The organism is Nisaea sp., assembly GCF_965216895.1.
GTDB lineage: Bacteria > Pseudomonadota > Alphaproteobacteria > Thalassobaculales > Thalassobaculaceae > Nisaea.
Genome location: NZ_OZ244205.1, coordinates 1,683,008 through 1,708,507 on the forward strand (window position 1 = coordinate 1,683,008; position 25,500 = coordinate 1,708,507).

Genomic DNA, 25,500 nt, shown 5'->3' on the forward strand with positions numbered 1-25,500 from the left:
GGAGTTGCGCTCTCGGGCGCGGCTCTTCCCTTTTACTCCTGCACTTGCGCATTCCGGACCAGCGCCGCCATCCGGAAGAAGCCATGCACCATCTTGGTGTAGGGTGCGGTCAGGAAGAAGGCGAGCACCGCACCCAGATGAAGCGGCAGCAGCCAGCCGACAAGCGCCATCCCTGTTGCGGCATAGAGCGCAAGGCCACTCGCGCCGGTGAAGGACAGCAGCAGCACGAAAGCCATCTCCCCGCCCCAGAGCGCGGGGGCGCCTAGGCCCTTTTCCCCCCGCGTTTTCAGCACCGCCATACCGAGTCCACCAAGGGTGAGCAGCAGACCGCCCGGAATCCCGAGCAGTTTCGGCAGCGAGAACAGGCCGTAAGGTGCCGGCATGTCGAAGACATAATGCAGCACCGTCGCAGACGTCGTGGAGGCGAAGCAGAGCAGGAAGCCGTACATCACCGCCTGATGGTGCCAACGCCGGACATTTGTGTAGCGGTCTTCCTTCTCGAAATTGCAGCCGCCGGCCGCGCCGCCGGAGAGATCCTTCAGCTTCGCCGCCTCCGAGAAAGCCCGCTTCAGATGCGCGAGCCTGACCGGTCCGCCGCCGATCTCGCGCCAATAGGCCCGGAGGCCGAGCGCGATGGCGAGCAGAGGCAGCAGGAAGGCCGGGGTGAAGATCGCAACCATGACCGAGTGCGACAGGAAGGCATAGAAACCCGCGCCGCTTTCCGGCCGGAACACCTGCCCTGCCCAGAAAAGCAGAGCAAAGCCGGCCGCCAGTGCCACCGCCACGGCCACTCCGCTGCGCTGGAACAATCCGGCGAACGCGCCCGGCCAGGCGAAACGCTCCCAGCTCTCGGCACGCGCCTCGGCAAGTATCTTCGGCAGATTGATCGCAAATTCATGCGGCTCGGTATACTGGCAGGCGTAGTAGCAGCCGCGGCAATTGTGGCAGAGATTGGCAAGCTGGGTGATGTCCCCGTCGCTGAAACTGCGCTGGAGGGTGATCGCCGGGAAGACCGAGCAATAGCCTTCGCAATAGCGGCAGGCATTGCAGATCTCGATCTGGCGCCGCGCCTCTTCGGTCGTGGACGGCTCCGTCCGGGTCTGGTCAAGCGGCATGGGAATTCTCCCCCAGGACCGCACCTTTCGCGGCTTCCTGCCCGGCGATGCGACCGAAAACGGTTCCGATGGTCATGCCGAAACCGGCGAGATAACCCTCGCCGAGAATGCTACCCGCCATGATCTCTCCCGCGGCCCAGACATTTTCGAGTTTGCGCCCGCCCATGGTGACCCGCGCCGTCCCGTCTACCTTGAGGCCGAGATAAGTAAAGGTGACGCCGGGCCGGAGCGAATAGCCGTAGAACGGGGGCTCGCTGATCGGACGGGCCCAGTTCGTCTTCTGCGGTTCCACCCCTTCCGTCGCGAGGCCGTCGAGTTCTGTCGGATGGAAGGCCCCGTCACGGCAACCAGCGTTGAAGGCGTCGACCGTCTGGCGCAGCTTGTCGGCCGGAAGTCCCATCTTCTCCGCCAGTCCCTCGAGCGAACCCGCCTCAACCGCCGGGAAGACCGACGGCATGAAGAGATTGGCACTCTTGCTGTCGATGATCGAATAGGCCACCTGGTCCGGCTGCGCCGCGACGAGGCGACCCCAGATCGCGTAGCGCTTGGGCCAGACATCCTCGCCCTCGTCGTAGAAGCGCTCGCCGTGCTTGTTCACGACGACGGAGAACGGCACGCAATCGAGCCGGGTTACAATGCCACCGTCGAACTTGGGCGCCCGCCCGTCGATCGCGACTGCATGGCACTGGGTCGGGTCCCCGACGCTGTCCGCGCCCTGGTCCAGCATATCCTTCAGCACCACGCCCCGATTGTAGGGCGTGCCACGAATCAGGAAGTTCCGTGCCGCCGGCCCCCAGGCCCGGGCCAGCCAGTCGATATCACCCTGAAACCCGCCGGAAGCGAGCACCACGGTGCGGCCTTCGATGCGCTGTTTCGCGCCACCGGAGATCTCGACCTCAACCGCGTTGAAACGGCCGTCCTCGATCTCGACATGGGTGACCTGCGACTCGTAGACGACCTCGATGCCGAGATCGGAGGCCGTGTTGTAGTAGGCATTCACCAGTGCCTTGCCTCCGCCGAGGAAGAAGGCATTGGTCCGCCCGAGCGAAAGCGTCCCCGAAAGCGACGGCTGGAAGCGGACACCATGCGCCTCCATCCAGGGCAGGCATTCTTCCGAGGTGCGGATCGCCAGTCGCGCAAGTTCCTCGTCCGTATTGCCCTTGGTCACCCGGATCAGATCGTCGAAATATTCGTCTTCCTCGTAACTGTCCGTCAGCACCGAGAGTGGCTCCCTGTGCATGCAGCGGAAATTCCGCGTGTGGCGCGAATTGCCGCCGCGATAGGCTTTCGGCGCACCCTCCAGAATGACCACGCTGCGGCCTGCTTCCGCAGCCTCGATGGCCGCGCACAAAGCCGCGTTCCCGCCGCCGACCACGACGACGTCCAACACCTTTTCGGCTAAGGCTGACAAGGTATTCTCTCCTCGCAACGGACCGCTTGGCGGTTTCGAATTGCCGCCATTCGCAGCCTTCTTGACTAAATTGTATACAATTGAATACCGTGTCGTCAAACCACGAAAACAAACGGGTTTTGCACCGGCCGGGCGGCTGCCGCACCATACTTCGCAAACCGGTCGGCCCAAGGGAGCGCGCGTCATGTCGGCAAAAAAAACCTTCGAGATCCTGGCAGAAGCCTTTCATCAGGAACAGGTGGAAACCTGCTTCGCGCTGCTCGGCGACGCCAACATGAATTGGGCGACGGCTATGGCCGGGCTCGGCTGCGATTTCGTCTATGTACGCCATGAGCATTGCGCCGTCGCGGCGGCGATGGCTTACGCAAGGGCGAAGAACGCGATCGGCGTCGCCACGGTCACCTGCGGTCCCGGCCTGACCCAGGTGATGACCGCCTTGCCCGCCGCGGTGCGCGCGCATATCCCTCTGGTCCTCTTCGCCGGCGAATCCCCGCTGAAGAACCACTGGTACAACCAGGAACTGGAGCAGGCCCCCTTCGCGAAGGCCTGCGGCGCAGCCTATCATGCGCTGCATCATCCGGACCGCATGTTGCGGCAGGTCCGCGACGCCTTCGTTCAGGCGCAGGAGGAATTGCGGCCTGTCGTGCTCGGGGTCCCGTTCGATCTGCAAAACCTCGACTGGAAGGGGGACAGCAAGCTCCCTGCGCCATCCCGCGCGGTGCTGCCGAAGATGCGGCCGATGCCGCCGCATCCGGAGGACGTGACCGACTTGGCGGCGGTCATCGCGGAAAAGCGCAAGGTCATCGTGATGGCCGGCCTCGGCGCTCTGCGTTCGGAAGGTGCGGCGGAAGCCTGCCGGGCCCTGGCGGAGCGCTGCGGCGGGCTGCTCGCCACCACCTTGCCCGCACGCGGACTGTTCCGCGACGATCCGTTCAATCTCAGCATCGCCGGCGGCTTCTCCAGCGATGTGACGCGCGAATGCTTCCAGGACGCCGACATGGTCATCGCGGTCGGCGCCAGTCTGGCCAATCACAATTCGGACGCCGGCAAGCTCTATCCGAATGCCGAGGTCCTGCGCATCGACACCGCGCCCACCACCCTGACCCAGGGCCGGATCACCGCCCACCGCCATCTGCGCGGCGATGCCGGCATGAGCGTGCGCGCCCTCGTCGCGGCGCTCGGTCCGCGTGACGGGACGGCCCCAAGCTGGCGCAGCGCCGCGCTGGCGAACCGGATCCGGACCTCACCCGCGGACGGCTCCATTCACGCCCGGGAACAGGGGCTGCTCGATCCGCGCGATGTCGCCACGGCCCTCGACGCGGCGCTGCCAAGAGACTGGGAGGCCGTGAACTCCTCCGGCCACTGCTCCTATTTCTTCGCCCAGATGCCGGACCGCCCGGTCGAGAATTTCCTTACCATCCGCGAGTTCGGAGCGATCGGCAACGGCACCTCCTTCGCTCTGGGCGTCGCGGCGGCAAAGCCGGGCAAGCCGGTCGTCATGTTCGACGGTGACGGTAGCCTGCTGATGCATATCCAGGAACTGGAGACCATGAAACGGCACGGCATGAAGGTGCTGATCTGTGTCATGAACGACGGGGCCTACGGCTCGGAAATCCACAAGCTCCGCTCGGAGGGCCTGTCCGACAAAGGCGCGGTCTTCGGCCGGCCCGATTTCGCCGCCATCGCCCGTGGCTTCGGCGTGCAGGGCGAGACAGTGAGCGATCTGAAAATGCTGCCGGAGCTCGTACGCCAATTCGAAGCGTCGGATGGCCCGGCAATCTGGGACTTCCATGTCTCGGATCAGATCCTCTCGCCGCTCATGCAGCGCGCGCACCCGAAATAGCCGAAAGTGATCGAAGAAACGAAGAAGATCGGTACTACAGGCCTCGTCCATCCGCTCCCGCAGAGCGCGCATATAGATTCACGCACTTTCGCCAAGATTGATCGACGCACGCGGGCTGGGTAAACTGCTGCCAGCAGAGTTTGTGCTGCGGATCCAACCGACCCTCAGAAGAGGTGAGTGCCGGCAGTCGAGCTTTCTGCCGGCGTAGAGGTGAGAAAATGAGCACCGACACGTTCTCCGGTTCCGGAATGGCCCTGACCCTGGAGGCCAATGTGAATGAGAACCGCTCCGGACAATACTCGGAGGGACAAGCCGATATTGCGGATGTGAAAGCGCATTCCGAAGCAATACAGGCACTTAGCCACGCATTCGAGGATCTGAAGGAAGACCAGAACAGTCCCTACGCGTTCCAGGAAGAAGCGCGGCCGCATTCGACCGGGACCACCGTCGGCTCCGTATCGCAATCGCTCGACACGATCGAATTCGAGATATTCAAGATCACGGAGATGGCGCGGCGCTGGATCGTCGAGAACGGCCTCTCTCCCTACAAGCTCGCCCTGACCGCAGAAACCTCTCCGAGCCAGGTGCACCGGATCATGGAACCGGGCTGGACGCCGTCGCTCAAGCTGGCACGCCGGATCGCCTCCTCCCTGCCGGAGGACTGGGTCAGCAGTTTCGAGCGCGACTGCAATACCTGCCTTCCGCGGCTTTTCTACCTTCAGCCGTCATCCGTCGTGAAATCGGCTCCGATCAACCAGGTCATACGGGCGATCAATGACAAGACGACCGGCGAAGCACTCGCCGGCCTGGTGGAGGACGAGTTCAATTATTGCCGGTACAGCTTCCGCTCCAAGTCCGAGCTTTCGATCCAGACCGCCCGGCACATCGGATCCGGCCTGAAGACCGACGAACCCTACATGCCGCCTGCCCCCAGGCTGATCTGGGAGGCCGGGCCGGGCAATACGGACTGCCGCAGTTGCTCCTTCTCCATTCACCGCATCCCGCTCAAGTCGAGGGACCATATGGTGCTGTCGACCGTTCACATCGTCGAGTTCGACGGGCAGAACTGGGCGATCCAGCTCTGGAAAATCGAAAACAGCCGACCGCTCACCGACCAGCGGCAGCTCGATATTCTCGCTGCCTACCAGAACGTGTTTTCCTAGAACGGTCCGGGATCGCGGAGGCGGGAGTTCACCGAAGTCGCGCGATCGCGATACCGCACCAGAGCGCCGGGAGCAGGGCGCTGCATGCCGCAAATACCTGAAACAAGGCCTCCGCTCCGAGCCCGAGCGCATAACCGTGGATCGGTGGTCCCACCGCAGCGCCCAAGAGGGCGGTTGCGGCGATCCATCTTCCCGAAACCGCGGCTGCCAGCTTCGACACCGCCCCCTGCAGCCGGGCGGCGACGGAATTGAAACAGATCTCGAAAATCGCGAACATCACGAAGAAGCCTGCCGTGCTGGTGGATACGGTCATTGCGTAGCCCCCGCCTGCCAGGGCGATCCCGAGCGCAAGAAACGGAACCTGTTCATTTCCCGGAAATTTCCGTCGGTTCAGCACAGCCAGGCCGAGTGCCGCTGTAATCTTAACCGCCGCGAATGCCCAGGCCGCGTCCACAAGACCGAGACCTTGGCGAGAGGCGCCGACTAGGACGTAACCAAGCAGTCCGGTCTGACCGACAAAGAACAGCCAGAGCACAGCCAATCCGCCGAAAGCCGCGATCTTAACCGTCTCGCCTTTTGTTTCCGCACCGGCTGAAACCACCGCACGGGGTCTGAACTGGAGCAGGCCCAAGACCGCGATGACGAGCGAAAAACCACCGAAACAACCGAGATAGAACTGGTAGTCGGAACCTGCTTCGATCCACTGGACTATAGCGATGAGCGCGGCCACCAGGACAAGAACCAGGCTGAGGCGCAACGAAAAAGCCGCGACCGGGTCGTCCGAATGGGCCGCCTCGACAGTCCCGAGAAAGTGCAGAACACCGGAGAAAACTCCGACGAAGAACCATCCGGAGATCATTGCGGCGTCCGCGTCACTGCCAGCTAGAACGAGAGAGAGCAGCAGCATTCCAATACTGACGGTCGCAGCCTTGCGGCCGATGGAGCGGACACCGACGATTGGCAACAGCAGCGTGGTCGCCAATTGTCCGCAAAGCAGAGCCGTCGCGATCCACCCCGCTGCCGGGACAGACATGCCCGCCCCCGCGATCGCCGCCGCGATCGTAAGCGGAACGAGGTGCGCGCCGAACGACCCGATCGACGACACAAGACATGCCCCGAGAAAGGCCCGCCTCACGGCGGACGCATTGCCTTTCCCGGAACCTCCCATTGTTCTGGATTCATCCGGTTCGCCACCTGTATCGGCGCTCCCGGTATTAGTCTTCACGCTTGGCCCTGCGCCGGACCTGCGCGCCATATGTTCCGGATCTGGACACGGCATCAGCGGCGTCCGTCCGTCTCAACGTGGAGCGGATGCCGTCCCAATGAGCCGCTGTTATCTGGGAACTCCCCTTGTCTCCGGTGTCGAACTCGATGATCGGATGATCCCGCAACGCCGCGTCCTGATAGCATTCCCGAAGAACGGGAAGCACCTGGAAGAGCGGCTTGTCGCGCGGGATCACGATTTCCCGGTCGGTGGCCGTGAGCTGAATGTTCATGAAGAGCGGACATGGCGCGAAGCTGTCGGTCTCGACCACGCCGTCAAAGCACCGAAAACTCTTGCTTTGCGGAAAATTGGCCGGATCGCGAATGACCAGGCTCCAGCCAGGTGCCGTCTGAACGAAAAATCCTGACCAGATCTGCACCACGCCGGGAATGAGAAGATGGGACAGGAACGGCGGCGCGTACCCTCTCATATCCTCCGGAGCATGCCTGTCCCAGTATTCGACCGACTCCTGGTCCAGATGGATGGCCTTCAGTTCGATCCACTCGTCGTCAGCGGCATAGAAGACGTCATTGCCATCCCAGCGCAGTACGATGTCGGCAGGCGGAAAGACATACCAGCCATATGAAGAGGCAATCCGGACAGCCTCGCAATACTGGAACGCGACCGTCGGCAAGGTGCCAAGAGCCGACGGATCGGCTTTCAGCGGGGCAAGCGCGGCTGGACAGGCGCGAAAAAACTCAACGATTTTCTGCATTCGGGCTCTATCCAGCCGACGCCGGCATTAGGTGATCGGATTAGCGCGAGGCACTAACGTGCTTCAGCATCCGCGGCGCGATCAGGCCCGAGCCGAACTGAACTTTGGGCTGGGAGCGGACATGCTTCAGCATCCGCGGGGCGATCAGGCCCGAGCCGAACTGCACGCGCGGTTTGGCCGAGGTTTCGTCATTGTTTTTGGCAGAATTCGAAAGATAAAATTTAATTTTTTGAGTTTTCATTCTTGATACTCCCTGTTTCATATCGAAGATAAACCACAACTTTACGCTGCATTTCAGCAGCACATTAACCTTAACCGATCGGATTCACACCGAAAACGGAAAACTCGACCTTTCGAGGGAAATTTTTTCTCAAACAATACTTAAGATTTTAGCGACGCCAACGCAGCAGACTTCACCGGCGCGCCCGCCACATAGGTTTCGACAACCGCGCGGTCGTCGCCGAGCGTCTGCAGCAGGAAAAGTTCCTCCTGCAGACGCTCCACCCGTTCCATGCGCAGCGCCATGACGGGCGTCGCCCGGCTGTCCAGCACAGCGATATCCGCGTCCGTGCCCTCCTCAAGCGTGCCGATCCGGTCCTCGAGCGAGAGCGCGTGCGCATTGCCCAGCGTCGCCCAGTAGAAGCTGTGCAGCGGATCCATGCGCTGGCCCCGGAGCGCCAACACCTTGTAGCCCTCGTCCAGCGTGCGGAGCATTGAGTAATTGGTGCCGCCGCCGACGTCGGTCGCGATCGCCCTCCTCACGCCATCGGCGCGCAGTCCCGCCTCGTCATAGAGACCGCTGCCAAGGAACAGATTTGAGGTCGGGCAGAAGACCGCGACGGAATCCGTTTCCGCCATCCGCTTCTGTTCCCGCTCGGTCAGGTGGATGGCATGGCCAAAGAGGCTCTTCCGGCCCAACAGCCCGAAGCTCTCATAGACATCGAAATAATCCCGCGCGCCGGGGTAGAGCTGGCGCGTAAGCTCGATCTCCGCCTTGTTTTCGGAGAGATGGGTCTGCAGGTAGCAGTCCGGATGCTCGCGCACCAGCGTCTCGGCTATCTCGAGTTGCTCCGGCGTCGAGGTGATGGCGAAGCGCGGAGTGATGGCATAGAGCGCCCGCCCCTTGCCGTGCCATTTTGCGATCAGCGCCTTGCTGTCATCGTAGGATCTCTCGGGCGTATCGAGAAGACCGTCCGGTGCGTTCCGGTCCATCATCACCTTGCCGGCGATCATGGCCATGTTCCGCCGCTCCGCCTCGGTGAAAAAGGCTTCCGCGGATTGCGGATGCACGGTGCAGTAGACCGCCGCACTCGTGGTGCCATGCGCCGCGAGCGTATCGAGGAAATGGCCGGCGATATGGGCCGCGTGTTCCGGGTCGGAGAAGCGGGTTTCCTCCGGGAAGGTGTATTTCTCCAGCCAGTCGAGCAGGGTCGCGCCCCAGGAGGCGATGACCTGCATCTGCGGAAAATGAGCGTGGGTGTCGATGAAACCCGGTACGATCAGGTGCGGGCGATGGTCTATGACAGCCGCAACCTCCTCCGCCGCGCGCGGATCGAAGGTTCCGACGGACACGATTCTTCCGTCCGCGATCTGAACTGCGCCGTCCTCGATATAGAGGAAGCTGTCCGTGTCGTCGTAATGCGTCGGCTCGGAGCGGAAGCTGAGGACCCGCCCCCGCAGGATGGTTCCTGTCATCTCACTGCACCGCGCTCTCGTACCAGGCCACGACAAGCTGTCGTTCTGCCGGTTCCATATAGGAGACATTCGCGGGCGGCATCGCGTGGCTCAATCCGGCCTGAAGATAGATCTCGCGCGCATGGGCCGCGATCTGCGCTTCGGTCTCCAGCAACACACCTTTCGGCGCCGTCGCGATACCCTCCCAGGCCGGCTCCGCGGCATGGCACATGGAGCAACGCCCCATCACCGCGTAGGTCACTTCCTCGAAATGCTCCGAGGAGGCGAATTGCACCGCCGCCGGGCTTGTCGCCGCTTCCGCCGCCTCTTCGGGCTGCGGCCTCGGTCCCGCCGTCGAGAGCCAGACAATGGCGAGGAAGAGCGCGACGGTCAGCCCCCAGGTCCACCAGGGCTGCCCCTTGCGGGCATGCATGGAATTGAAGAAATGCCGGATGGTGACGCCCATCAGGAAGACCAGGCTGGCGATGATCCAGTTGTACTCGGTCGCGAAGGCGAGCGGGTAGTGGTTGGAGAGCATCAGGAACAGGACCGGCAGGGTCAGGTAGTTGTTGTGCGTCGAGCGCAGCTTGGCAATGGCGCCGTATTTCGCATCCGGGGTCCGGCCCGCCTTGAGGTCCGCGACGACGATCTTCTGATTCGGGATGATCACCATGAAGACGTTTGCCGACATGATGGTCGCGGTGATCGCACCGAGATGCAGGAAGGCGGCGCGCCCGGTGAAGATCTGCGCAAAGCCCCAAGCGAGCGCCACCAGCGCGACGTAGAGCAACACCATCAGCAACGTCGGGTTCTTTGCCAGCGGTGAGCGGCACGCGAGCGTGTAGACCGTCCATCCGAGCGCGAGCGAGCCGATCGAGGCCGCGATGGCGATCCAGTTCTCGACATCCCAGACCGCGCGGTCGATCAGGTAGAGATCGGCATGGCCGTAATAGAGGATACACATCAGTGCGAAACCGGACATCCAGGTCCAGTAGCTCTCCCACTTGAACCAGGTCAGATGCTCGGGCAGTGCCGCCGGGGCCACCAGGTATTTCTGGATGTGGTAGAAGCCGCCGCCATGCACCTGCCATTCCTCGCCATGGGCGCCTTCCGGCAGGCTCGCCGCCTTGCGCAGGCCAAGGTCGAGAGCGATGAAATAGAACGACGAGCCGATCCAGGCGATGGCCGTGATGACGTGCAGCCAGCGCGCGGCGAACGACGCCCAGTCCCAGATGATGGCCGAATTCGGCAACAGCTCAAGCATTCGCACATCCCCCGCAGCGTGGCACCAGGCCACTCTGGCAAATCCGCGGCGCTTCCAAAAGCGCGATATCTCCGCTTTACTTTATAGGAATTTTTGAAAATCAGAGGCGGCCATGCCCTATCTCGACAGCATCCGGGTCTTCGTGCGTACGGTCGAACTCGGCAGCATTACCGCGGGCGGACGGGACCTTCGCCTGACTCCGGCTGTGGCAAGCAATCGTATACGGGAGCTTGAAAACCGCCTCGGCATCCGGCTCTTCAACCGGACCACGCGGAAGATCGCACCGACCGAGGTCGGGCGGCTGTTCTACGACCACGCCAAAGAGATCATCGAGGCGTTGGACACGGCCGAGGCGGCGGTCGCGGACTACTCGCAACATCCGCGCGGCTCAATCCGGGTGCTCTCCCCGCTCGGCCTCGCCCGCCGGGTGGTGGCGCCGCTGGTGCCGGAATTCAACGACCTCTACCCGGACCTCGCAATCCAGCTCCGGCTCTCCGACCGCAAGGTCGACATCTTCGACGAGCGGGTCGATGTCGCCATCGTGCTCGGCACGCCGGAGGATTCGAGCCTGAAGGCGCGCAAGATCATGGACTGCCCGCGCGTGCTCTGCGCCGCGCCGGTCTATCTCGACCATTTCGGCACGCCGGAGAGGCCGGAGGACCTGGTCGAGAACGGCCACCGCTGCCTGCTGCTGCGCTTCCCGGGCACGCAGGAATACTACTGGACGCTGGACACCGAGAACGGCCCGACCCGCTTCAATGTCCGCGGCCCCTACGACGCCGACGAGGGCGACGTCCTGACCGAATGGGCGCTGGCCGGGCGCGGCATCGTCAACAAGCCGTATTTCGAGGTCGCGAGCCATATCCGCAGCGGCGCGCTAGTGCCGGTCCTGGTGAAGACCCCGCCGCCGCCCGTGGCGCTCGCCTGCCTCTATCCCCACCGCCGCCTGCTCGACCCGAAGATCCGCCTCTTCGTCGACTTCATGATCAAGAAATGCAAGGCACGGGTCGAGGGGATGATGAAGGGAATTGAGGCGCCTGCAGCCTAGGTCCGGATTTGAATGCCGCGTGTTTGAAAGCAACCTCCGAATTCAGGTTTTCGGCGCTACCGCTCACACTCCGTGTATTTCCGAACAAGGCACTCACGTGCAAGCTGTTTAGCGGTCGAAATCTCGGTAGCTGTCATGTGGCCAGCGACAGATTCGCGGGCTTTGTTCGCCTGATCAAACCCTTTTGCCTCAGCGAGTTCCAGCCACATATGTGCGCCTACAAAGTCTTGCGGAACACCTTGGCCGTTATAGTAGAAAAGTCCGACCATAAACTGAGCTTTGGCATCTCCCTGCTCCGCAGCCAACCGCGCCCATTTCATGGCCTCTCCAAAATTCTTCGGCACGCCATTTCCATGAAAATAAGAGACTCCAAGGTCAGCTTGGGCGTCAGCATTGCCTTGCTCGGCCCCTCTGCGAAGCCATTTTGTGGCCTCTTCATAATCCTGCGGAACACCGATACCGCGTGCATACGCTACGCCCAGTTTGGTCTGAGCGTCAGCGTCGCCTCGCTCTGCAGCCAGTTTAAACCATCTAACGGCTTCTCTGGCGTCCTGCCGAACGCCCTTGCCCTCTAGAAGCCTCAGCCCATGAATGAATTGAGCACTTGCAAGCCCTTGCTCAGCGGCCATTAGGTTCCATTTTGCCGCCTCTCCATCATCTTTCGGAACGCCTTTTCCGCCATTGTACAGAGCTGCGAGTTCGAACTGGGCATCTGCATTCCCCTGCTCTGCTGCCATACGTAACCACTTCGCCGCCTCACCAAAATCCTGCTGAATCCCGGCGCCATGATTATATGCGAGACCAAGCGCGTACTGCGCACTCACGTTTCCTTGCTCAGCTGCTTTTTGGAACCACTTTGCCGCCTCTACGTAGTCTTCCGAAACCCCATTGCCGCGCGCGTACAAGTGCCCGAGGCTGACTTGCGCGTCAGAATCTCCCTGTTCTGCCGCCATGCGGAACCACTTCACGGCCTCAGCAAAATCCTGTGAAACACCTGTGCCTTTAATATATAGGCCCCCAAGGCTCAATTGTGCCTTGGCGTTTCCTTGCTCGGCCGACCTGCGGAACCAACGAGCTGCCTCGACATGGTTCTGCTCAACACCTTTGCCTTGATCATACATTGCCCCGACGACCAACTGGGCTCTTAGATCCCCTCGCTCTGCCAGCGGCAGCATTTCCCGTAGAGTTGCTGCAAAGTCCCCGCGTTTGTAAGCCTCGACGCCACGATAAAAGTTCTGCGCTGCAGCGAGTTGCACCGAGGCAAGAACTAAACATGCAGTGATGAGCAATTTACGGATCATGCGAGGATTGTAGCCTCCTCGTGTTGTGGCTTTAAGCCCCAAGAACCGGTTTAGGTGTATCGATATGCATTTTTCAACTCAGGTCGAAGGCTTGAACGGCTTCCCGAGACAGGCCGGCGCCTGCGAGCCGACGGATTTCCGCAGCGAAATCAGCGCCAGCACGACGATGGTCGCGAGATAGGGCATCGCGGCGAGGAATTCCGGCGGGACGAACTCAAAACCCGCCGCCTTGGCATGTAGTTCGAGCGTCATCACCACGCCGAAGAGATAGGCGCCGGCAAGCAGCCGCATCGGCCGCCAGGCGGAGAAGACGACGAGCGCCAGTGCGATCCAGCCGCGCCCGGCGGTCAGCTTCTCGGCCCACATCGGCGTCAGGACCAGCGAATAGTAGCAGCCGCCGATACCGGCCATGGCGCCGCCGAAGGCGACCGCCATGTAGCGCACGGAAATCACCGAATAGCCGATCGAATGGGCCGAGACGTCGTTCTCCCCCACAGCGCGCAGGATCAGTCCGGCGCGGGTGCGGCGGAGGAACCAGGCAACGACGAGGGTCATGGCGAACGAGAAATAGACCACCGGATCATAGCCGAAGAAGGCGCGCAGATGCTCGTGCTCGGCCAGCGCCGGCGGAAAGAGCGGGCCGATCCGCTCCACCGTCTGGCCGACGAAACCTGCGCCCATCAAGGAGGAGAGGCCGATACCGAAGATGGTCAGCGCGAGGCCGGTCGCGACCTGGTTCGCGGTCAAGGTCAGCGTCAGGTAGCCGAAGATCATCGAGGCCGCCGCCCCCGCAATCGCGGCGGCGGCGATGCCGACGAAGGTGACGCCGGTCATGGTGGTGACGGCGAAACCGGTGACGGCGCCGACCAGCATCATGCCCTCGACCCCGAGATTGAGCACGCCGGACTTCTCCACCACCAGCTCGCCGAGACCGGCGAGCAGGATCGGCGTCGCCGCACCGACGACGGTGACGAGGATGGAGATCAGGATCGCTTCGCTCATGCCGCGCCTCCGCTGCGCGCACCGCCGAGGCGGAGGCGGTAGTTCACCAGAATGTCCGTCGCCAGCAGGAAGAACAGCATCATCGCCTGGAAGAGGCCGCTCGCCGCGTTCGGCAGTCCGATGGAGGATTGGGCGATCTCGCCGCCGACATAGGAGATCGCGAGGATCAGCGCGCCCAGCACGATCCCCGCCGGATGCAACCGTCCGAGGAAGGCGACGATGATCGCCGTAAAGCCGTAGCCGGTCGGGAACTGCGGCACCATCTGGCCATAGGGCCCGGCCGCCTCGAGAATGCCGGCGAACCCGGCGAAACCGCCGCCCGCAAGCAGCGCCAGCCAGATCGTCCTTTTCTGGTTGAAACCGCCATAGCGCGCCGCGTTCGGTGCCGCACCGACAACGCGGATCTCGAAACCAAAGACCGTCTTCGAGAGCACGTACCAGGCGATCACCGCAATGATGAACGCGAGCGGCACACCGAGATGCACGAAGGTATTGCCGATCTCGGGCAGGATCTGGCTGTCGTTGAACATCCGGCTCTGGGGGAAATTGAAGCCTTCGGGGTCCTTCCAGGGTCCGCGCATCAGGAAATAGAGCAGCTGGATCGACACATAGGTCAGCATCAGGCTGGTCAGGATCTCGCTGACATTGAGCTTCGTCTTGAGAAAGGCCGGAATCCCGGCATAGAGCGCGCCGCCGATCACGCCGGCAAGACACATCGCGGGCAGGATCCACCAGCCCTCCATCTGCCAGGTTGCGAGCGCGACGCCGGTGCCGGCCAGCCCACCGATCACGTACTGCCCTTCGGCGCCGATATTCCAGACGTTGGCCCGGAAGCCGATCGAGAGACCGGTTGCGATCAGGATCAGCGGAGCCGCCTTGATCCCCAGATCCTGCCAGGCGCCGATATCCAGCACAGGGACGAAGAAGATCGCCCAGACCGCGCCCGGTCCGTCATAGCCGAGCAGCGAGAAGATCGTCGCGCCCGCGATCATGGTCAGCAGCACCGAAATGACCGGCGTCAGATAGAGCATCCGGCGGCTCGGCTGCTTGCGCTTCTCCAGCTCAAGCAACATGGGACACTCCCGCATATTCACGCGTCGCTTCCGGGTCGCCGTGCACCCCGCCCATCAACAGGCCAATCTCGTCAACCGAGGCCTCGCCGACCTCGAGACTGCGCGACAGCACGCCCTCGTTCATCACCGCGAGCGTGTCGGAGATGGCGAGCAACTCGTCGAGATCCTGGCTGATCACGACCACCGCCGAGCCGCGCGCCGCGAGATCTACGATCTCCTGGTGGATCGCCGCCGCAGCGCCGGCATCGACGCCCCATGTCGGCTGCGAAACCACCAGAACTTCCGGCGCCTGCATAATCTCCCGCCCCATGATGAATTTCTGCAGATTACCGCCGGAGAGCGAACCGGCCGGCGCGTTCGCCCCGGTGGTCTTCACCGCAAAGGTATCGATCACCTCGTCCGTGTAGCGCTCCGCGAGCCGGCTGTTGATCACGCCGCAATTCACCATGTTCTTGCGATTGCGCGCGGTCAGAATTGCGTTGTCCGAAAGCGAGAAGCCGGGCACCGCGCCATGGCCGTTGCGTTCCTCCGGCACCGCGCAAAGGCCGTGCCTGCGCCGCGCCTCCGCACCGAGCATGCCGACGGGCGTCCCGTCGATTTTCACCGCGTCGGAAAAAGGCACCGGCCTCTCCCCGCTGAGGGCGAGCAGCAGCTCGTTCTGGCCGTTTCCCGCCACGCCGGCGACGCCGAAGACCTCGCCCGCACGAACGGAAAAGGTGACATTCTTCAGCGTCGTACCGAACTCGTCGTCCGCATCGAGGGAGAGATCCGAGACGGTGAAACGCTCGGCGCCATAGCTCCGGCCCTCGGGCTTCTCGATCTCCTTCAGCGAGCCGCCGATCATCATCTCCGCCATGGAGCGGGAGGATTCGGCCCTCGGGTCGCATTCGGCCACGACCCTGCCGCCGCGCAGGATCGTGGCACGGTCGCAGAGTTCCACGATCTCGTGCAGCTTGTGACTGATATAGAGGATAGAACAGCCGCCGGCAGAGAGCGCCCGGAGCGTGTCGAACAACTGGGCGACTTCCTGCGGCGTCAGCACCGATGTCGGCTCGTCCATGATCAGCAGGCGCGGAGTCAGCAGCAGGGCGCGGACGATCTCGATCCGCTGTCGCTCGCCGACGCTGAGAGTGGCAACCGTGCGGTGCGGGTCGAGATGCAGGTGATACTGGTCGAGCACGGCGCGGATACGGGCCTCGAGTTCGGAATAGGAGACCGCCTCGTCGAGCCCCAGCGCGATATTCTCCAGCACGCTCATCGCCTCGAAGAGCGAGAAGTGCTGGAACACCATGCCGATGCCCATCGCTCGCGCCGCCTTCGGGTTCGCCACCTGCACCGTCTTGCCATCGAATCGGATCGCGCCGGCATCGGGATGCATGATGCCGTAAATCATTTTCACCAGCGTGGACTTGCCGGCCCCGTTCTCCCCGAGCAGCGCGTGGATCGTGCCCGGCGCCACCGCGAAACTCACGTCGTCATTCGCGAGCACGCCCGGAAACGACTTGGTGATCCCCGTCAGTTCCAGTCGGCTCGTCGCCCCCTCACCCATGCAATCCGCCCCCGCCCAATTCTTGTTGCGTCGCAGCATCCCCCGCAGCCCGCGCTTCCGTCAATCGCGCGATCACCTCGGCCGCAACGAAAGCTGCGATCACTTCCGGGCGCTTGTCGCCGCTGCCGCCGCTGCCGATCGGGCAGACCAGCGGTGCCGTATCACCGACCGGCGCACTGCTCTTCTCGCACCAGCGCTCGAAGGAGGCGCGCTTGGTCTTCGAACCGATCATGCCGACATAGGCCGCGTCGCCGCGCATAAGCGCCTCCGCGACGACGATGAAATCGAGCGCGTGGTCATGTGTCAGCACGACGAAGGCGCTGCCCGGCGGCGCGCGCCGCACCTCGGCTTCCGGCAAGGGAGTCAGGCGTTGCTCGACAGGAGCGTGGCAGAGCGCCAGCTGCTCTTCGCGCTCGTCGACCAGCACGGTTGGGACCGGCAGCAGGCTTGTCGCCGCCGCCAGAGCGCGGCCGACGTGGCCGGCGCCGAAGATGTAGATCGCCGGGCGGTCGCGCCGGGCTTCATCGCGACGCACGGCCTCGCGGGCAAGCATTCCGGCGTCGAGCCGAAGCAAGCTGATCACGACATATCCCCCACAACACTGGCCAATTTCCGGACCGAGCGGTATTTCGAGCTGGCTTTCACCGGCACCCGTCGAGAGCATCTCCCGCGCCGCTTCTATGGCGATGAATTCAAGGCGCCCCCCGCCGATGGTGCCTTCGGTCCGGTCGGCGGAGACATACATCACCGTCCCGACCTCGCGCGGAGTCGAGCCGCGCGCAGAAACCAGTTCCAGCCGGACCGCCGGTCCGGCGGTCTCGAAGAACGACCCGGTCATGCCGCTGCTCCGGCTTCCGCCCGCAACCGATCCACGGCAAGCAGGATCCGTTCCGGTGTCGCGGGAGTGTCGAGGCGCGGGCATACCCGGTAGTCCGCGACGCTCGCCACCGCCATCGAGAGTGCTTCCAGCACCGAGATGCCAAGCATCAGCGGCGGCTCGCCCACCGCCTTGGAGCGGCGGATCGTGCGTTCCCTGTTCTCCGACCATTCGGCGAGCGCGACGTTGAAGATCCGCGGAATGTCGGAGGCAAGCGGGATCTTGTAGGTCGAGGGGGCGTGCGTGCGCAGGCGTCCCTCGCCGTCCCACCAGAGCTCTTCGGTGGTCAGCCAGCCGACCCCCTGGATGAAACCGCCTTCGACCTGCCCCTTGTCGATCGCCGGGTTCAGGGATCTCCCGACATCGTGCAGGATGTCCGCGCGCTCGATCCGGTATTCGCCGGTCAGCGTGTCGACCGATACCTCTGAGACCGCCGCGCCATAGGCGAAATAGTAGAAGGGCCGGCCCTTGCCCGCCGCGCGGTCCCAGTGGATCTCCGGCGTCTTGTAGAAACCGGCGGCCGAGAGATGGACCCGCGCCATATAGGCGGCGGCGACGACCTCCTCGAAGCGCATCATCTCGCTGCCGACAACGACCCGCCCGGCCTCGAAGCGCACGTCTTCTTCCGGCACGCCCCATTTCTCCGCCGCGAAGGCCCTTAGCCGCTGCTTGATCTGCTCGGCGGCATCCTCGGCCGCCATGCCGTTCAGATCGGAGCCCGAGGAGGCGGCCGTCGCGGAGGTGTTCGGCACCTTCTCGGTGGCCGTCGCGCTCACCCGGATGCGATCCAGATCGACCTGGAAACAGTCGGCCACGACCTGCGCCACCTTGGTGAAGAGCCCCTGCCCCATCTCGGTGCCGCCATGGTTGAGGTGGATCGAGCCGTCCTTGTAGACATGTACCAGTGCCCCGGCCTGATTGAACCAGGTGGCGGTGAAGGAGATGCCGAACTTGACCGGGGTGAGCGCGATGCCTTTGCGGATCACCCCGCCCTTGGCGTTGAAGGCGAGAACGGCCTTCCGGCGTGCCCGGTAGTCCGCACTCTCCTCCAGCTCCGAAACCAGCCGGTCGAGGATGCTGTCGGTAACCTGCTGATGATAGGGCGTGACATTCCTTCCCGGCCCGGCGCAATAGAAGTTCGCCTTGCGAATCTCCAGCGGGTCCTTGCCGAGCGCATAGGCGATCTCCTCGACGATGCGCTCCGCCCCGACTACGCCCTGCGGGCCGCCGAATCCGCGGAAGGCGGTGTTGGAGACCGTGTTGGTGCGGAGCGGCTGCGAGCGCAGACGGACATTCGGGTAATAGTATGCATTGTCGGCATGGAAGAGCGCGCGGTCGGTGACCGGCCCCGATAGATCCGCGGAGAAGCCGCAGCGCGCCGCGAAACTGCCGTCGACGGCGAGGATCCGTCCCTCTGCGTCGAAGCCGACGTCGTAGCTGATCTTGAAATCGTGCCGCTTGCCGGTCGCGATCATGTCGTCGTCGCGGTCCGGACGGAGCTTCACGGCGCGGTTCAGTTTCTTGGCGGCAAGTGCCGCCACGGCGGCGAAGAGCGCAGGCTGGCTCTCCTTGCCGCCGAAACCGCCGCCCATGCGCCGGACCACGACCGAGACCGCGTTTGCGGGAATGCCGAGGACCTGGGCGACCAGAACCTGACCCTCGCTCGGATGCTGGGTCGAGGAATGGACGGTGACGGTCTCGTCCTCTCCCGGAATGGCGAGCGCGATATGGCCCTCCAGATAGAAATGGTCCTGCCCGCCGATCTCCATTCCCCCCTGAAGGCGATGCGGCGCGCGCTCGAGCGCGCCTTCGACGTCACCGCGTTCCAGCTTCAGCGGCGGAGTGACGATCCCGCCGCCGGCCTCCAGTGCGTCGTCGATCGAAATCAGGGCCGGAAGTTCGCGATACTCAATCTTCGCCAGCGCCGCCGCCCTGCGTGCCTCCTCCCGCGTCTCGGCGATCACGGCGAAGACAGGCTGGCCGCGGAACATGACCTTGTCCGTGGCGAAGACCGGGTCGTCATGGGCGTGCACCGGGCTGACATCATTCTCGCCCGGTATGTCTTCCGCCGTCAGGACCGCCACAACGCCGGGCGCCGTTCGGGCGGCGGAGAGATCCGTCGAAACGATCTCGGCATGGGCCGCTTCGGAATATCCGAGATAGGCATGGAGCGTTCCCGCGGGCTCCACCATGTCGTCGATATAGTCCGCTGCACCGCGCACATGCTTATGGGCGGAGTCATGACGCTCGGCGCTGTGCACACCGCCGCGGATCGTTCCCTTTTCGCTCCCCCCGTCCATCACGCGCTCAACCTTGCAGGTGTTTCCCCGCCGGCTGTCTCGAAGAAGAAGCGCAGCAGCAGGTTCGCCGCGACCTTCGACCGGTAGTCCGCCGAGGCGCGCCAATCCGAGAGCGGCGTGAAGTCTTCCCCCATCGCCGCCATGGCGGCGCGGACGCTCGCCTCGGTCCAGGGCCGGCCGGCCAGCGCCGCTTCCGCCGCTGCCGCGCGTTTCGGCGTTGCCGCCATACCGCCAAAGGCGAGCCTGGCAGTGGCGACGGAACCGCCGTCGAGCGTCAGGGAGAAGGCGGCGCAGACAGCCGATATATCCTCGTCCCGCCGCTTCGAGACCTTGTAGGCCGCGTTCAGAGTACCCGGCGCCTGAAGCGGAATGCGCACGCTCTCGACGAACTCGTCCGTCGCACGATCCTGCTTGCCGTAGTCGATGAAGAAGTCCTCCAGGGCGATGGTCCGCCGCTTGCTGCCGCGCCGGAGCATCAGTTCGGCGCCGAGCGCGATCAGCACCGGCGGGGTATCCCCGATCGGCGAACCGTTGGCGATGTTGCCGCCTATGGTTCCCATGTTGCGGACCTGCCAGCCGCCGATCCGGTCCCAGAATTCCGTCAGGTGGGGAAAATGCGCCGCCATCACCGCCGCGCTCTCGCTGTAAGAGACCCCGGCACCGAGGAAGAGCGCATCGTCGGTCACGCCGATCCGCTTCAGGTCCGTCAGATGTCCGATAAAAACCGCGGGCGAGATATCCTTCATATGCTTGGTGATCCAGAGTCCGACATCGGTCGAGCCGGCCACCATGGTCGCGTTGCCGACTTCGAGCAGCACGCGCGCGAGATCGTCGGCATCGGCCGGCAGGATCGCGGTGCTGCCGCCGCGTGAGACCACGACCCGCGCGCCGTCGTCCATCTCCAACAGCTTCGCAACGACGCTCTCACGTTCCGCCACCAGCGGGTCCTGCGCAACAGTCCCGCGTCCGGCCGCCTCCAGAGCCGCGCGGACGATCGGGGCATAGCCGGTGCAGCGGCAGAGATTGCCCTGCAGCGCGGTCTCCACCGCCCCTACCGAGCCGCAGCCGCCTTCCATCCAGAGCGCGTAGAGCGACATCACGATGCCCGGCGTACAGAAGCCGCACTGGCTGCCGTGATGCTCGACCATCGCCTGCTGGACGGCATGCAGCCCGCCCTCGGGGTCTCGCAGATATTCGACCGTCACGACATGGCAGAGATCGACCGAGGCCAGCAGACGGATGCAGGCATTCACCGTCTCGTATTTCAGCCCGTCCAGGGTCCGCCGGCCGACCAGCACGGTACAGGCGCCGCAATCGCCTTCGGCGCAGCCTTCCTTGGTGCCGCGCAGGCGCTGCTCGAGACGGAGATGGTCGAGCAACGTGTCACCCGCGCCGACGGAGGAGAGCCGCACCTCGCGGTCGTTCAGCAGGAACCGGATCTCGCCGCGCGCCGACATCGCTCAGCTCCCCTTGTAGGTCGCGTAGCCATAGGGAGAGAGCAGCAGCGGCACGTGGAAATGCTGGGAGGCGTCGGCGATGCCGAAGCGGATCGGGATACGATCGAGGAAGAGGATTTCGCCCGAGACGTGGCCGGCACGGCGCAGATAGTCGCCGGCGTCGAAAACAAGCTCGTAGCCGCCTATCGTAAAACTGTCGCCGCTCGCCATCGGTGCGTCGGTGCGGCCGTCATCGTTGGTGACGGTCGAGGAGACCAGCGTGGGCGTCTCTCCATCAAGACGGTAGAGCGCGATCTTCAGCCCCGCCGCGGGTTTCCCGGCGGCCTGATCCAGCACGTGCGTTGTCAGACGTCCCGACGCCATATTCTCTGCCCCTGTTCATCGGCATACCGCACCGGTTTTCCCGGTTGCTCTTTGACCGAATTAGATTCTCAAGGAATTGTATATGAAAGGCGCCATGTCATAAGAGTCTTTCAAAATTTTGTTGAATGTCCGCACGCGGGTTCTCTGGAACCATGGCGCCGGTACCAGCGATGAGGTGGGATGATGGGGGACTATCCGCGCGATCTCGAGGGCTACGGTCCGAACGCGCCCGAGGCGGACTGGCCGGGCGGCGCCCGGGTCGCGGTCCAGTTCGTTCTGAACTACGAGGAAGGCGGGGAGAACAACCTGCTGCACGGGGACGACGCCTCCGAGGCCTTCCTCTCCGAGATCGTCGGCGGCGCCGCCTGGCCGGGCCAGCGCCACTGGAACATGGAATCGATCTACGAATACGGCGCCCGTGCCGGTTTCTGGCGGCTCCACCGGATGTTCACCGGGGCCGGGATCCCGCTCACCGTCTACGGCGTCGCCACGGCACTGGCCCGGAGCCCCTCGCAGGTAAGGGCAATGAAGCAGGCCGGCTGGGAGATCGCCTCGCACGGTCTCAAATGGATCGAGCACAAGGACATGACCGAGGCCGAGGAGCTGGCCCAGATCGTCGAGGCGATCCGGCTCCACAAAGAGGTCACCGGCGCGGCGCCGCGCGGCTGGTACACCGGCCGCTGCTCGATGAACACGGTGAACCTCGTCGCCCAGCGCGGCGACTTCGACTACATCTCGGACAGCTACGCCGACGACCTGCCCTACTGGATGGAGGCGGGGGAGCGCGACCAGCTGATCATCCCCTATACGCTCGACGCCAACGACATGCGTTTCGCCACGCCGCAGGGCTTCAATACCGGCGAGCAGTTCTACCAGTATCTGAAGGATAGCTTCGATGCGCTCTACGAAGAGGGCAAGGCCGGGCGTCCGGCGATGATGTCCGTCGGCCTGCATTGCCGCCTCGCGGGACGTCCCGGCCGGGCCGCCGGACTGAAGCGCTTCCTCGAATACGCCAAAGCCAGGGACAAGGTCTGGTTTGCACGCCGGATCGACATTGCCGAGTACTGGAAGCTGAAGCATCCGCACAAGCGCTTCGAGCGGCCGGGTCTTATGGACAAGGCGACTTTCGTCACCCGTTTCGGCGGCATCTACGAGAACTCGCCCTGGATCGCCGAGGCGGCCTTCGGACTCGAGCGGGGCCCCGCGCATGACACGGCGACCGGGCTGCATTCCGTCCTCACCCGGATATTCCGTTCCGCCAGCCCGGAGCAGAGGCTCGCGGTGCTGAACGCTCACCCGGATCTCGCCGGCAAGCTGGCGCAGGCGAAGCGGCTGACCGCCGAGTCCACCGCCGAGCAGGCGAGCGCCGGGCTAGGCGCGCTGACCGACGCCGAGCGTGCGCGCTTCGAAGACCTGAACCGGCGCTATGTCGAGAAGCACGGCTTCCCCTTCATCATCGCCGTGCGCGACAACACGAAGGCGAGCATCCTCGAGGCTTTCAAAAAGCGGATCGACAACGATCGCGAAACCGAGATGGCCGAGGCCTGCCGCCAGGTCGAGCGCATCACCGAACTCCGACTGAAGGATCTCCTGCCATGAGCAGCGCCGACCGTTCCTACCACGCAATTCCCGGCGGGCTGCCGGGGCAGACCGAGCTGATGACCGGCCGCGCCGTCTTCACCGAAGCCTACGCGGTGATCCCGAAAGGCGTGATGACCGATATCGTCGCAAGCCTCTTTCCATTCTGGGAGAAGACGCGCGGCTGGATCATCGCCCGCCCGCTCTCCGGTTTTGCCGAGACCTTCTCCCACTATGTGATGGAGGTCGCCCCCGGCGGCGGATCCGCCAAGCCGGAACCGGAAGCGGGCGCCGAGGGCGCGCTCTTCGTCGTGGCCGGCGCCGTCACCGTGGCGGTCGGAGGCAAACATCAGGTCCTGGAGGCCGGCGGTTTCGCCTACCTGCCGCCGGCAAGCGGATGGACGCTGAAGAACGAGGGCGCCGATCCGGCGCAGTTCCACTGGATTCGCAAGATATACGAGACGGTGGAGGGCATCGACGTTCCGGAACCCGTCTTTGCCCGCGACCAGGACATCGCGCCGACCGCCATGCCGGACACCGAGGGACGCTGGGCGACCACCCGGTTCGTCGATCCGGCGGATCTCCGGCATGACATGCACGTCACCGTCGTGACTTTCCAGCCCGGCGGGACCATTCCCTTCGAAGAAACTCATGTCATGGAGCACGGGCTCTACGTGCTTGAGGGCAAGGGCGTCTACAAGCTGAACCGTGACTGGGTCGAGGTCGAGGCGGGCGACTATATGTGGCTGCGCGCCTTCTGCCCGCAGGCCTGCTACGCCGCCGGGCCGGGACCGTTCCGCTACCTGCTCTACAAAGACATGCACCGCCACCCGAGGCTAACCGGCATCGGGGCCTTCGGACGATGAGCCGGACGATCACCGCGAAACCGCTGACGGCGGAAGCTTTCGCGCCGTTCGGCGAGGTGCTGGAAGCAGCGGGCGCGCCGGATTTCATGATCAATGCCGGGCTCTGCGGCCGTTACCACGACCGGGCCCGGCCACAGACGGATACAGAGGGCGCGGTCACGCTCAGTATCGGCCGGAGCGATGCCGTCTCCTTGCCGCTCGCGCTGAAAATGATGGAACGCCATCCGGATGGAAGCCAGGCTTTCGTGCCGATGAATGGAACCCGTTTTCTCGTCGTCGTCGCCGAGGACGACGTGGGATCTCCGCGGCGGCCGCAGGCCTTCGTCACGAACGGCGCCCAGGGTATCCAGTACAAACGAAACTGCTGGCACGGCGTGCTCGCACCCCTTTCAGGCCCGGCAGACTTCCTGATCGTCGACCGGATCGGTCCCGGTTCGAACCTTGAGGAGCATCACGTTTCCGAGCCGTATATTGTGGTCGTTGATTGAAACCCGATCCGCTCGGCCGAGCGCCGGTCTCATGCAACATCCAATGCTGTTGAATCCTTGTATCTATGAGTGAGGGGATCGCCAGTTTGATTGAACATTCTTGAACAAAGCATACGATGTTATGATACCGTAATGCGGAGTTCTTGATGATCGTCCCTTGTGTATTTTGAAGCGATGCGGATTACGGCATTTCACCTACGGACAGGCTTCTTCGTTGCGATCTGGCTGGTTGTCGCCGCCATCTTCGCAAAGCTGGATGCGTTCGAAGCGTTTTTCGAGTTTTCCCGTGCCCACGAAGACTGGGAACTCGATGAGATCGTTGCCGTATGTCTCGCCGCGATGATTGCCGGCTCGACCTGGTTGGCAGTGGAAGTCCATTTGAAAGCGGGCTTGGCACGAAAAGCTCTTCAAGCACAGTTGGCGGCCGAGCGTGAACTGCATCTGGCGAAAAGAAATCGGGCCTTGAACATATTGTCGGCAGGTCTGGCCCATTCCGGGAACAACCTGCTCCAGCCGATCCTCACACTGTCCCGGATCAGCTTGAAACAGCTCGACAGCAGACACCCTGCCTATGCAAATCTGGAGAAAATCGGACAAGTCGCGGAACAGGCGACCAAGCTGTTCAAGAGCTTCGACAGCTTCAGCCGAGAACATGTGACGTCATCCAGCCGAGTTGATCTGTCGGATTTCCTGAGGAAAAACGAAACGATCCTGTCTCTCACGGTTCCGCAGAACGCGTCCCTCAAATCGACGGTGAATTGCGAGTACGCGCCGATAAGCCTGGATGCGTCGGAAATCACCGATCTCCTGTTTGTGCTGCTATCCAACGCAGTAGACAGTCTTGAAGGCCAGCCGGGCCAAATCTCGATTGACCTTTCCGTCAAAGACGAAACGATTGCCTTGGTGATTGCAGACACAGGCAAGGGAATCGACGAGGCGGATTTGGAGCACATATTCGATCCGTTCTTCACCACGAAGCAACTCGGCTCCGGAACGGGATTGGGGTTGCACATAGCAAGAACGCTGATGGATCGCGCCAACGGACATATCAGCGTCCGGAGCACTCCCGGCCAAGGCTCCACATTCGCACTCGAATTTCCAATGCAGGAGCAAGCTCAGTGACCCCGTCGAGACAAATAAGAGTGTTGC

Annotated in this window: 22 protein-coding genes; 7 read left to right on the forward strand and 15 right to left on the reverse strand. The window is 63.4% G+C overall.

From position 1 onward, the window contains the following. Positions 1-32: 32 nt before the first annotated feature. Positions 33-1,115 (reverse strand): tricarballylate utilization 4Fe-4S protein TcuB, encoded by a 1,083-nt coding sequence (tcuB, locus tag ACOOE1_RS08085; RefSeq protein WP_420405832.1) that lies wholly within the window; start codon positions 1,113-1,115, stop codon positions 33-35. Then, the gene (tcuA, locus tag ACOOE1_RS08090) at positions 1,105-2,526 is read right to left on the reverse strand and encodes an FAD-dependent tricarballylate dehydrogenase TcuA (protein ID WP_420405833.1); all 1,422 of its coding nucleotides are present in this window, start codon (positions 2,524-2,526) and stop codon (positions 1,105-1,107) included. Before tcuA ends, tcuB begins: the two co-directional genes overlap by 11 nt. A 184-nt stretch (positions 2,527-2,710) precedes the next feature. Between tcuA and ACOOE1_RS08095 the strand changes: the two genes are divergently transcribed. After that, complete coding sequence (locus ACOOE1_RS08095) at positions 2,711-4,369, forward strand: thiamine pyrophosphate-binding protein (protein WP_420405834.1); 1,659 nt, start codon at positions 2,711-2,713, stop codon at positions 4,367-4,369. Between the two features lie 218 nt (positions 4,370-4,587). Further along, positions 4,588-5,532, forward strand: a complete 945-nt coding sequence (locus ACOOE1_RS08100; RefSeq protein WP_420405835.1) for a hypothetical protein — start codon at positions 4,588-4,590, stop codon at positions 5,530-5,532. Positions 5,533-5,560: 28 nt separating this feature from the next. Here the strand turns inward: ACOOE1_RS08100 and ACOOE1_RS08105 are convergent, their stop codons facing one another. The 5 genes from ACOOE1_RS08105 to ACOOE1_RS08125 all read right to left on the reverse strand — a co-directional run bounded on the left by ACOOE1_RS08105 (position 5,561) and on the right by ACOOE1_RS08125 (position 10,449). Next, a complete protein-coding gene (locus ACOOE1_RS08105; protein ID WP_420405836.1) occupies positions 5,561-6,637 on the reverse strand; it encodes a hypothetical protein in 1,077 nt (358 codons plus the stop codon). A 109-nt stretch (positions 6,638-6,746) separates the two neighbouring features. Then, positions 6,747-7,511 carry a DUF6065 family protein gene (locus ACOOE1_RS08110; RefSeq protein WP_420405837.1) on the reverse strand — a complete coding sequence of 255 codons (765 nt, stop codon included), beginning with the start codon at positions 7,509-7,511 and terminating at the stop codon, positions 6,747-6,749. Between the two features lie 40 nt (positions 7,512-7,551). Beyond that, on the reverse strand, positions 7,552-7,752 hold the full coding sequence (locus ACOOE1_RS08115; protein WP_420405838.1) for a hypothetical protein: 201 nt from the start codon (positions 7,750-7,752) through the stop codon (positions 7,552-7,554). Between the two features lie 140 nt (positions 7,753-7,892). After that, positions 7,893-9,206: a guanine deaminase gene (gene guaD, locus ACOOE1_RS08120; RefSeq protein WP_420405839.1), complete on the reverse strand. Its 1,314-nt coding sequence runs from the start codon at positions 9,204-9,206 to the stop codon at positions 7,893-7,895. 1 nt (position 9,207) lies between these two features. Further along, positions 9,208-10,449, reverse strand: a complete 1,242-nt coding sequence (locus ACOOE1_RS08125) for a urate hydroxylase PuuD (protein ID WP_420405840.1) — start codon at positions 10,447-10,449, stop codon at positions 9,208-9,210. Between the two features lie 112 nt (positions 10,450-10,561). Between ACOOE1_RS08125 and ACOOE1_RS08130 the strand changes: the two genes are divergently transcribed. After that, a complete protein-coding gene (locus tag ACOOE1_RS08130) occupies positions 10,562-11,497 on the forward strand; it encodes a LysR family transcriptional regulator (protein ID WP_420405841.1) in 936 nt (311 codons plus the stop codon). A 56-nt stretch (positions 11,498-11,553) separates the two neighbouring features. Here the strand turns inward: ACOOE1_RS08130 and ACOOE1_RS08135 are convergent, their stop codons facing one another. The 8 genes from ACOOE1_RS08135 to uraH all read right to left on the reverse strand — a co-directional run bounded on the left by ACOOE1_RS08135 (position 11,554) and on the right by uraH (position 21,419). Next, on the reverse strand, positions 11,554-12,798 hold the full coding sequence (locus tag ACOOE1_RS08135) for a tetratricopeptide repeat protein (protein WP_420405842.1): 1,245 nt from the start codon (positions 12,796-12,798) through the stop codon (positions 11,554-11,556). Positions 12,799-12,876: 78 nt separating this feature from the next. Continuing rightward, the gene (locus ACOOE1_RS08140; RefSeq protein WP_420405843.1) at positions 12,877-13,800 is read right to left on the reverse strand and encodes an ABC transporter permease; all 924 of its coding nucleotides are present in this window, start codon (positions 13,798-13,800) and stop codon (positions 12,877-12,879) included. Beyond that, positions 13,797-14,873, reverse strand: a complete 1,077-nt coding sequence (locus tag ACOOE1_RS08145) for an ABC transporter permease (protein ID WP_420405844.1) — start codon at positions 14,871-14,873, stop codon at positions 13,797-13,799. The genes ACOOE1_RS08140 and ACOOE1_RS08145 overlap by 4 nt, the downstream gene beginning before the upstream one ends. Continuing rightward, entirely contained in the window at positions 14,863-16,422 is a 1,560-nt protein-coding gene (locus ACOOE1_RS08150; protein ID WP_420405845.1) for an ABC transporter ATP-binding protein, read from the reverse strand. Before ACOOE1_RS08150 ends, ACOOE1_RS08145 begins: the two co-directional genes overlap by 11 nt. After that, complete coding sequence (xdhC, locus tag ACOOE1_RS08155; protein ID WP_420405846.1) at positions 16,415-17,260, reverse strand: xanthine dehydrogenase accessory protein XdhC; 846 nt, start codon at positions 17,258-17,260, stop codon at positions 16,415-16,417. Before xdhC ends, ACOOE1_RS08150 begins: the two co-directional genes overlap by 8 nt. Further along, positions 17,257-19,599: a xanthine dehydrogenase molybdopterin binding subunit gene (gene xdhB / locus ACOOE1_RS08160; RefSeq protein ID WP_420405847.1), complete on the reverse strand. Its 2,343-nt coding sequence runs from the start codon at positions 19,597-19,599 to the stop codon at positions 17,257-17,259. The genes xdhC and xdhB overlap by 4 nt, the downstream gene beginning before the upstream one ends. Then, positions 19,599-21,056: a xanthine dehydrogenase small subunit gene (gene xdhA / locus ACOOE1_RS08165; protein WP_420405848.1), complete on the reverse strand. Its 1,458-nt coding sequence runs from the start codon at positions 21,054-21,056 to the stop codon at positions 19,599-19,601. The genes xdhB and xdhA overlap by 1 nt, the downstream gene beginning before the upstream one ends. 3 nt (positions 21,057-21,059) lie before the next feature. Further along, complete coding sequence (gene uraH, locus ACOOE1_RS08170; RefSeq protein ID WP_420405849.1) at positions 21,060-21,419, reverse strand: hydroxyisourate hydrolase; 360 nt, start codon at positions 21,417-21,419, stop codon at positions 21,060-21,062. A gap of 183 nt (positions 21,420-21,602) precedes the next feature. Between uraH and puuE the strand changes: the two genes are divergently transcribed. The 4 genes from puuE to ACOOE1_RS08190 all read left to right on the forward strand — a co-directional run bounded on the left by puuE (position 21,603) and on the right by ACOOE1_RS08190 (position 25,473). Next, positions 21,603-23,018: an allantoinase PuuE gene (gene puuE, locus ACOOE1_RS08175; protein WP_420405850.1), complete on the forward strand. Its 1,416-nt coding sequence runs from the start codon at positions 21,603-21,605 to the stop codon at positions 23,016-23,018. Beyond that, complete coding sequence (locus ACOOE1_RS08180; RefSeq protein ID WP_420405851.1) at positions 23,015-23,863, forward strand: bifunctional allantoicase/(S)-ureidoglycine aminohydrolase; 849 nt, start codon at positions 23,015-23,017, stop codon at positions 23,861-23,863. The genes puuE and ACOOE1_RS08180 overlap by 4 nt, the downstream gene beginning before the upstream one ends. Then, complete coding sequence (locus ACOOE1_RS08185; RefSeq protein ID WP_420405852.1) at positions 23,860-24,351, forward strand: ureidoglycolate lyase; 492 nt, start codon at positions 23,860-23,862, stop codon at positions 24,349-24,351. Before ACOOE1_RS08180 ends, ACOOE1_RS08185 begins: the two co-directional genes overlap by 4 nt. Before the next feature lie 159 nt (positions 24,352-24,510). Further along, on the forward strand, positions 24,511-25,473 hold the full coding sequence (locus tag ACOOE1_RS08190) for a sensor histidine kinase (RefSeq protein WP_420405853.1): 963 nt from the start codon (positions 24,511-24,513) through the stop codon (positions 25,471-25,473). Positions 25,474-25,500 lie beyond the last annotated feature (27 nt).

What these genes read in the sequence shown, in the direction of transcription:
- tcuB (WP_420405832.1), bottom strand. Translation starts at nt 1,115, where the DNA reads ATGCCGCTTGACCAGACCCGGACGGAGCCGTCCACGACCGAAGAGGCG.
- ACOOE1_RS08095 (WP_420405834.1), top strand. Translation starts at nt 2,711, where the DNA reads ATGTCGGCAAAAAAAACCTTCGAGATCCTGGCAGAAGCCTTTCATCAG.
- ACOOE1_RS08100 (WP_420405835.1), top strand. Translation starts at nt 4,588, where the DNA reads ATGAGCACCGACACGTTCTCCGGTTCCGGAATGGCCCTGACCCTGGAG.
- ACOOE1_RS08110 (WP_420405837.1), bottom strand. Translation starts at nt 7,511, where the DNA reads ATGCAGAAAATCGTTGAGTTTTTTCGCGCCTGTCCAGCCGCGCTTGCC.
- ACOOE1_RS08115 (WP_420405838.1), bottom strand. Translation starts at nt 7,752, where the DNA reads ATGAAAACTCAAAAAATTAAATTTTATCTTTCGAATTCTGCCAAAAAC.
- guaD (WP_420405839.1), bottom strand. Translation starts at nt 9,206, where the DNA reads ATGACAGGAACCATCCTGCGGGGGCGGGTCCTCAGCTTCCGCTCCGAG.
- ACOOE1_RS08125 (WP_420405840.1), bottom strand. Translation starts at nt 10,449, where the DNA reads ATGCTTGAGCTGTTGCCGAATTCGGCCATCATCTGGGACTGGGCGTCG.
- ACOOE1_RS08130 (WP_420405841.1), top strand. Translation starts at nt 10,562, where the DNA reads ATGCCCTATCTCGACAGCATCCGGGTCTTCGTGCGTACGGTCGAACTC.
- ACOOE1_RS08135 (WP_420405842.1), bottom strand. Translation starts at nt 12,798, where the DNA reads ATGATCCGTAAATTGCTCATCACTGCATGTTTAGTTCTTGCCTCGGTG.
- ACOOE1_RS08140 (WP_420405843.1), bottom strand. Translation starts at nt 13,800, where the DNA reads ATGAGCGAAGCGATCCTGATCTCCATCCTCGTCACCGTCGTCGGTGCG.
- ACOOE1_RS08145 (WP_420405844.1), bottom strand. Translation starts at nt 14,873, where the DNA reads ATGTTGCTTGAGCTGGAGAAGCGCAAGCAGCCGAGCCGCCGGATGCTC.
- ACOOE1_RS08150 (WP_420405845.1), bottom strand. Translation starts at nt 16,422, where the DNA reads ATGGGTGAGGGGGCGACGAGCCGACTGGAACTGACGGGGATCACCAAG.
- xdhC (WP_420405846.1), bottom strand. Translation starts at nt 17,260, where the DNA reads ATGACCGGGTCGTTCTTCGAGACCGCCGGACCGGCGGTCCGGCTGGAA.
- xdhB (WP_420405847.1), bottom strand. Translation starts at nt 19,599, where the DNA reads ATGGACGGGGGGAGCGAAAAGGGAACGATCCGCGGCGGTGTGCACAGC.
- xdhA (WP_420405848.1), bottom strand. Translation starts at nt 21,056, where the DNA reads ATGTCGGCGCGCGGCGAGATCCGGTTCCTGCTGAACGACCGCGAGGTG.
- uraH (WP_420405849.1), bottom strand. Translation starts at nt 21,419, where the DNA reads ATGGCGTCGGGACGTCTGACAACGCACGTGCTGGATCAGGCCGCCGGG.
- puuE (WP_420405850.1), top strand. Translation starts at nt 21,603, where the DNA reads ATGGGGGACTATCCGCGCGATCTCGAGGGCTACGGTCCGAACGCGCCC.
- ACOOE1_RS08180 (WP_420405851.1), top strand. Translation starts at nt 23,015, where the DNA reads ATGAGCAGCGCCGACCGTTCCTACCACGCAATTCCCGGCGGGCTGCCG.
- ACOOE1_RS08185 (WP_420405852.1), top strand. Translation starts at nt 23,860, where the DNA reads ATGAGCCGGACGATCACCGCGAAACCGCTGACGGCGGAAGCTTTCGCG.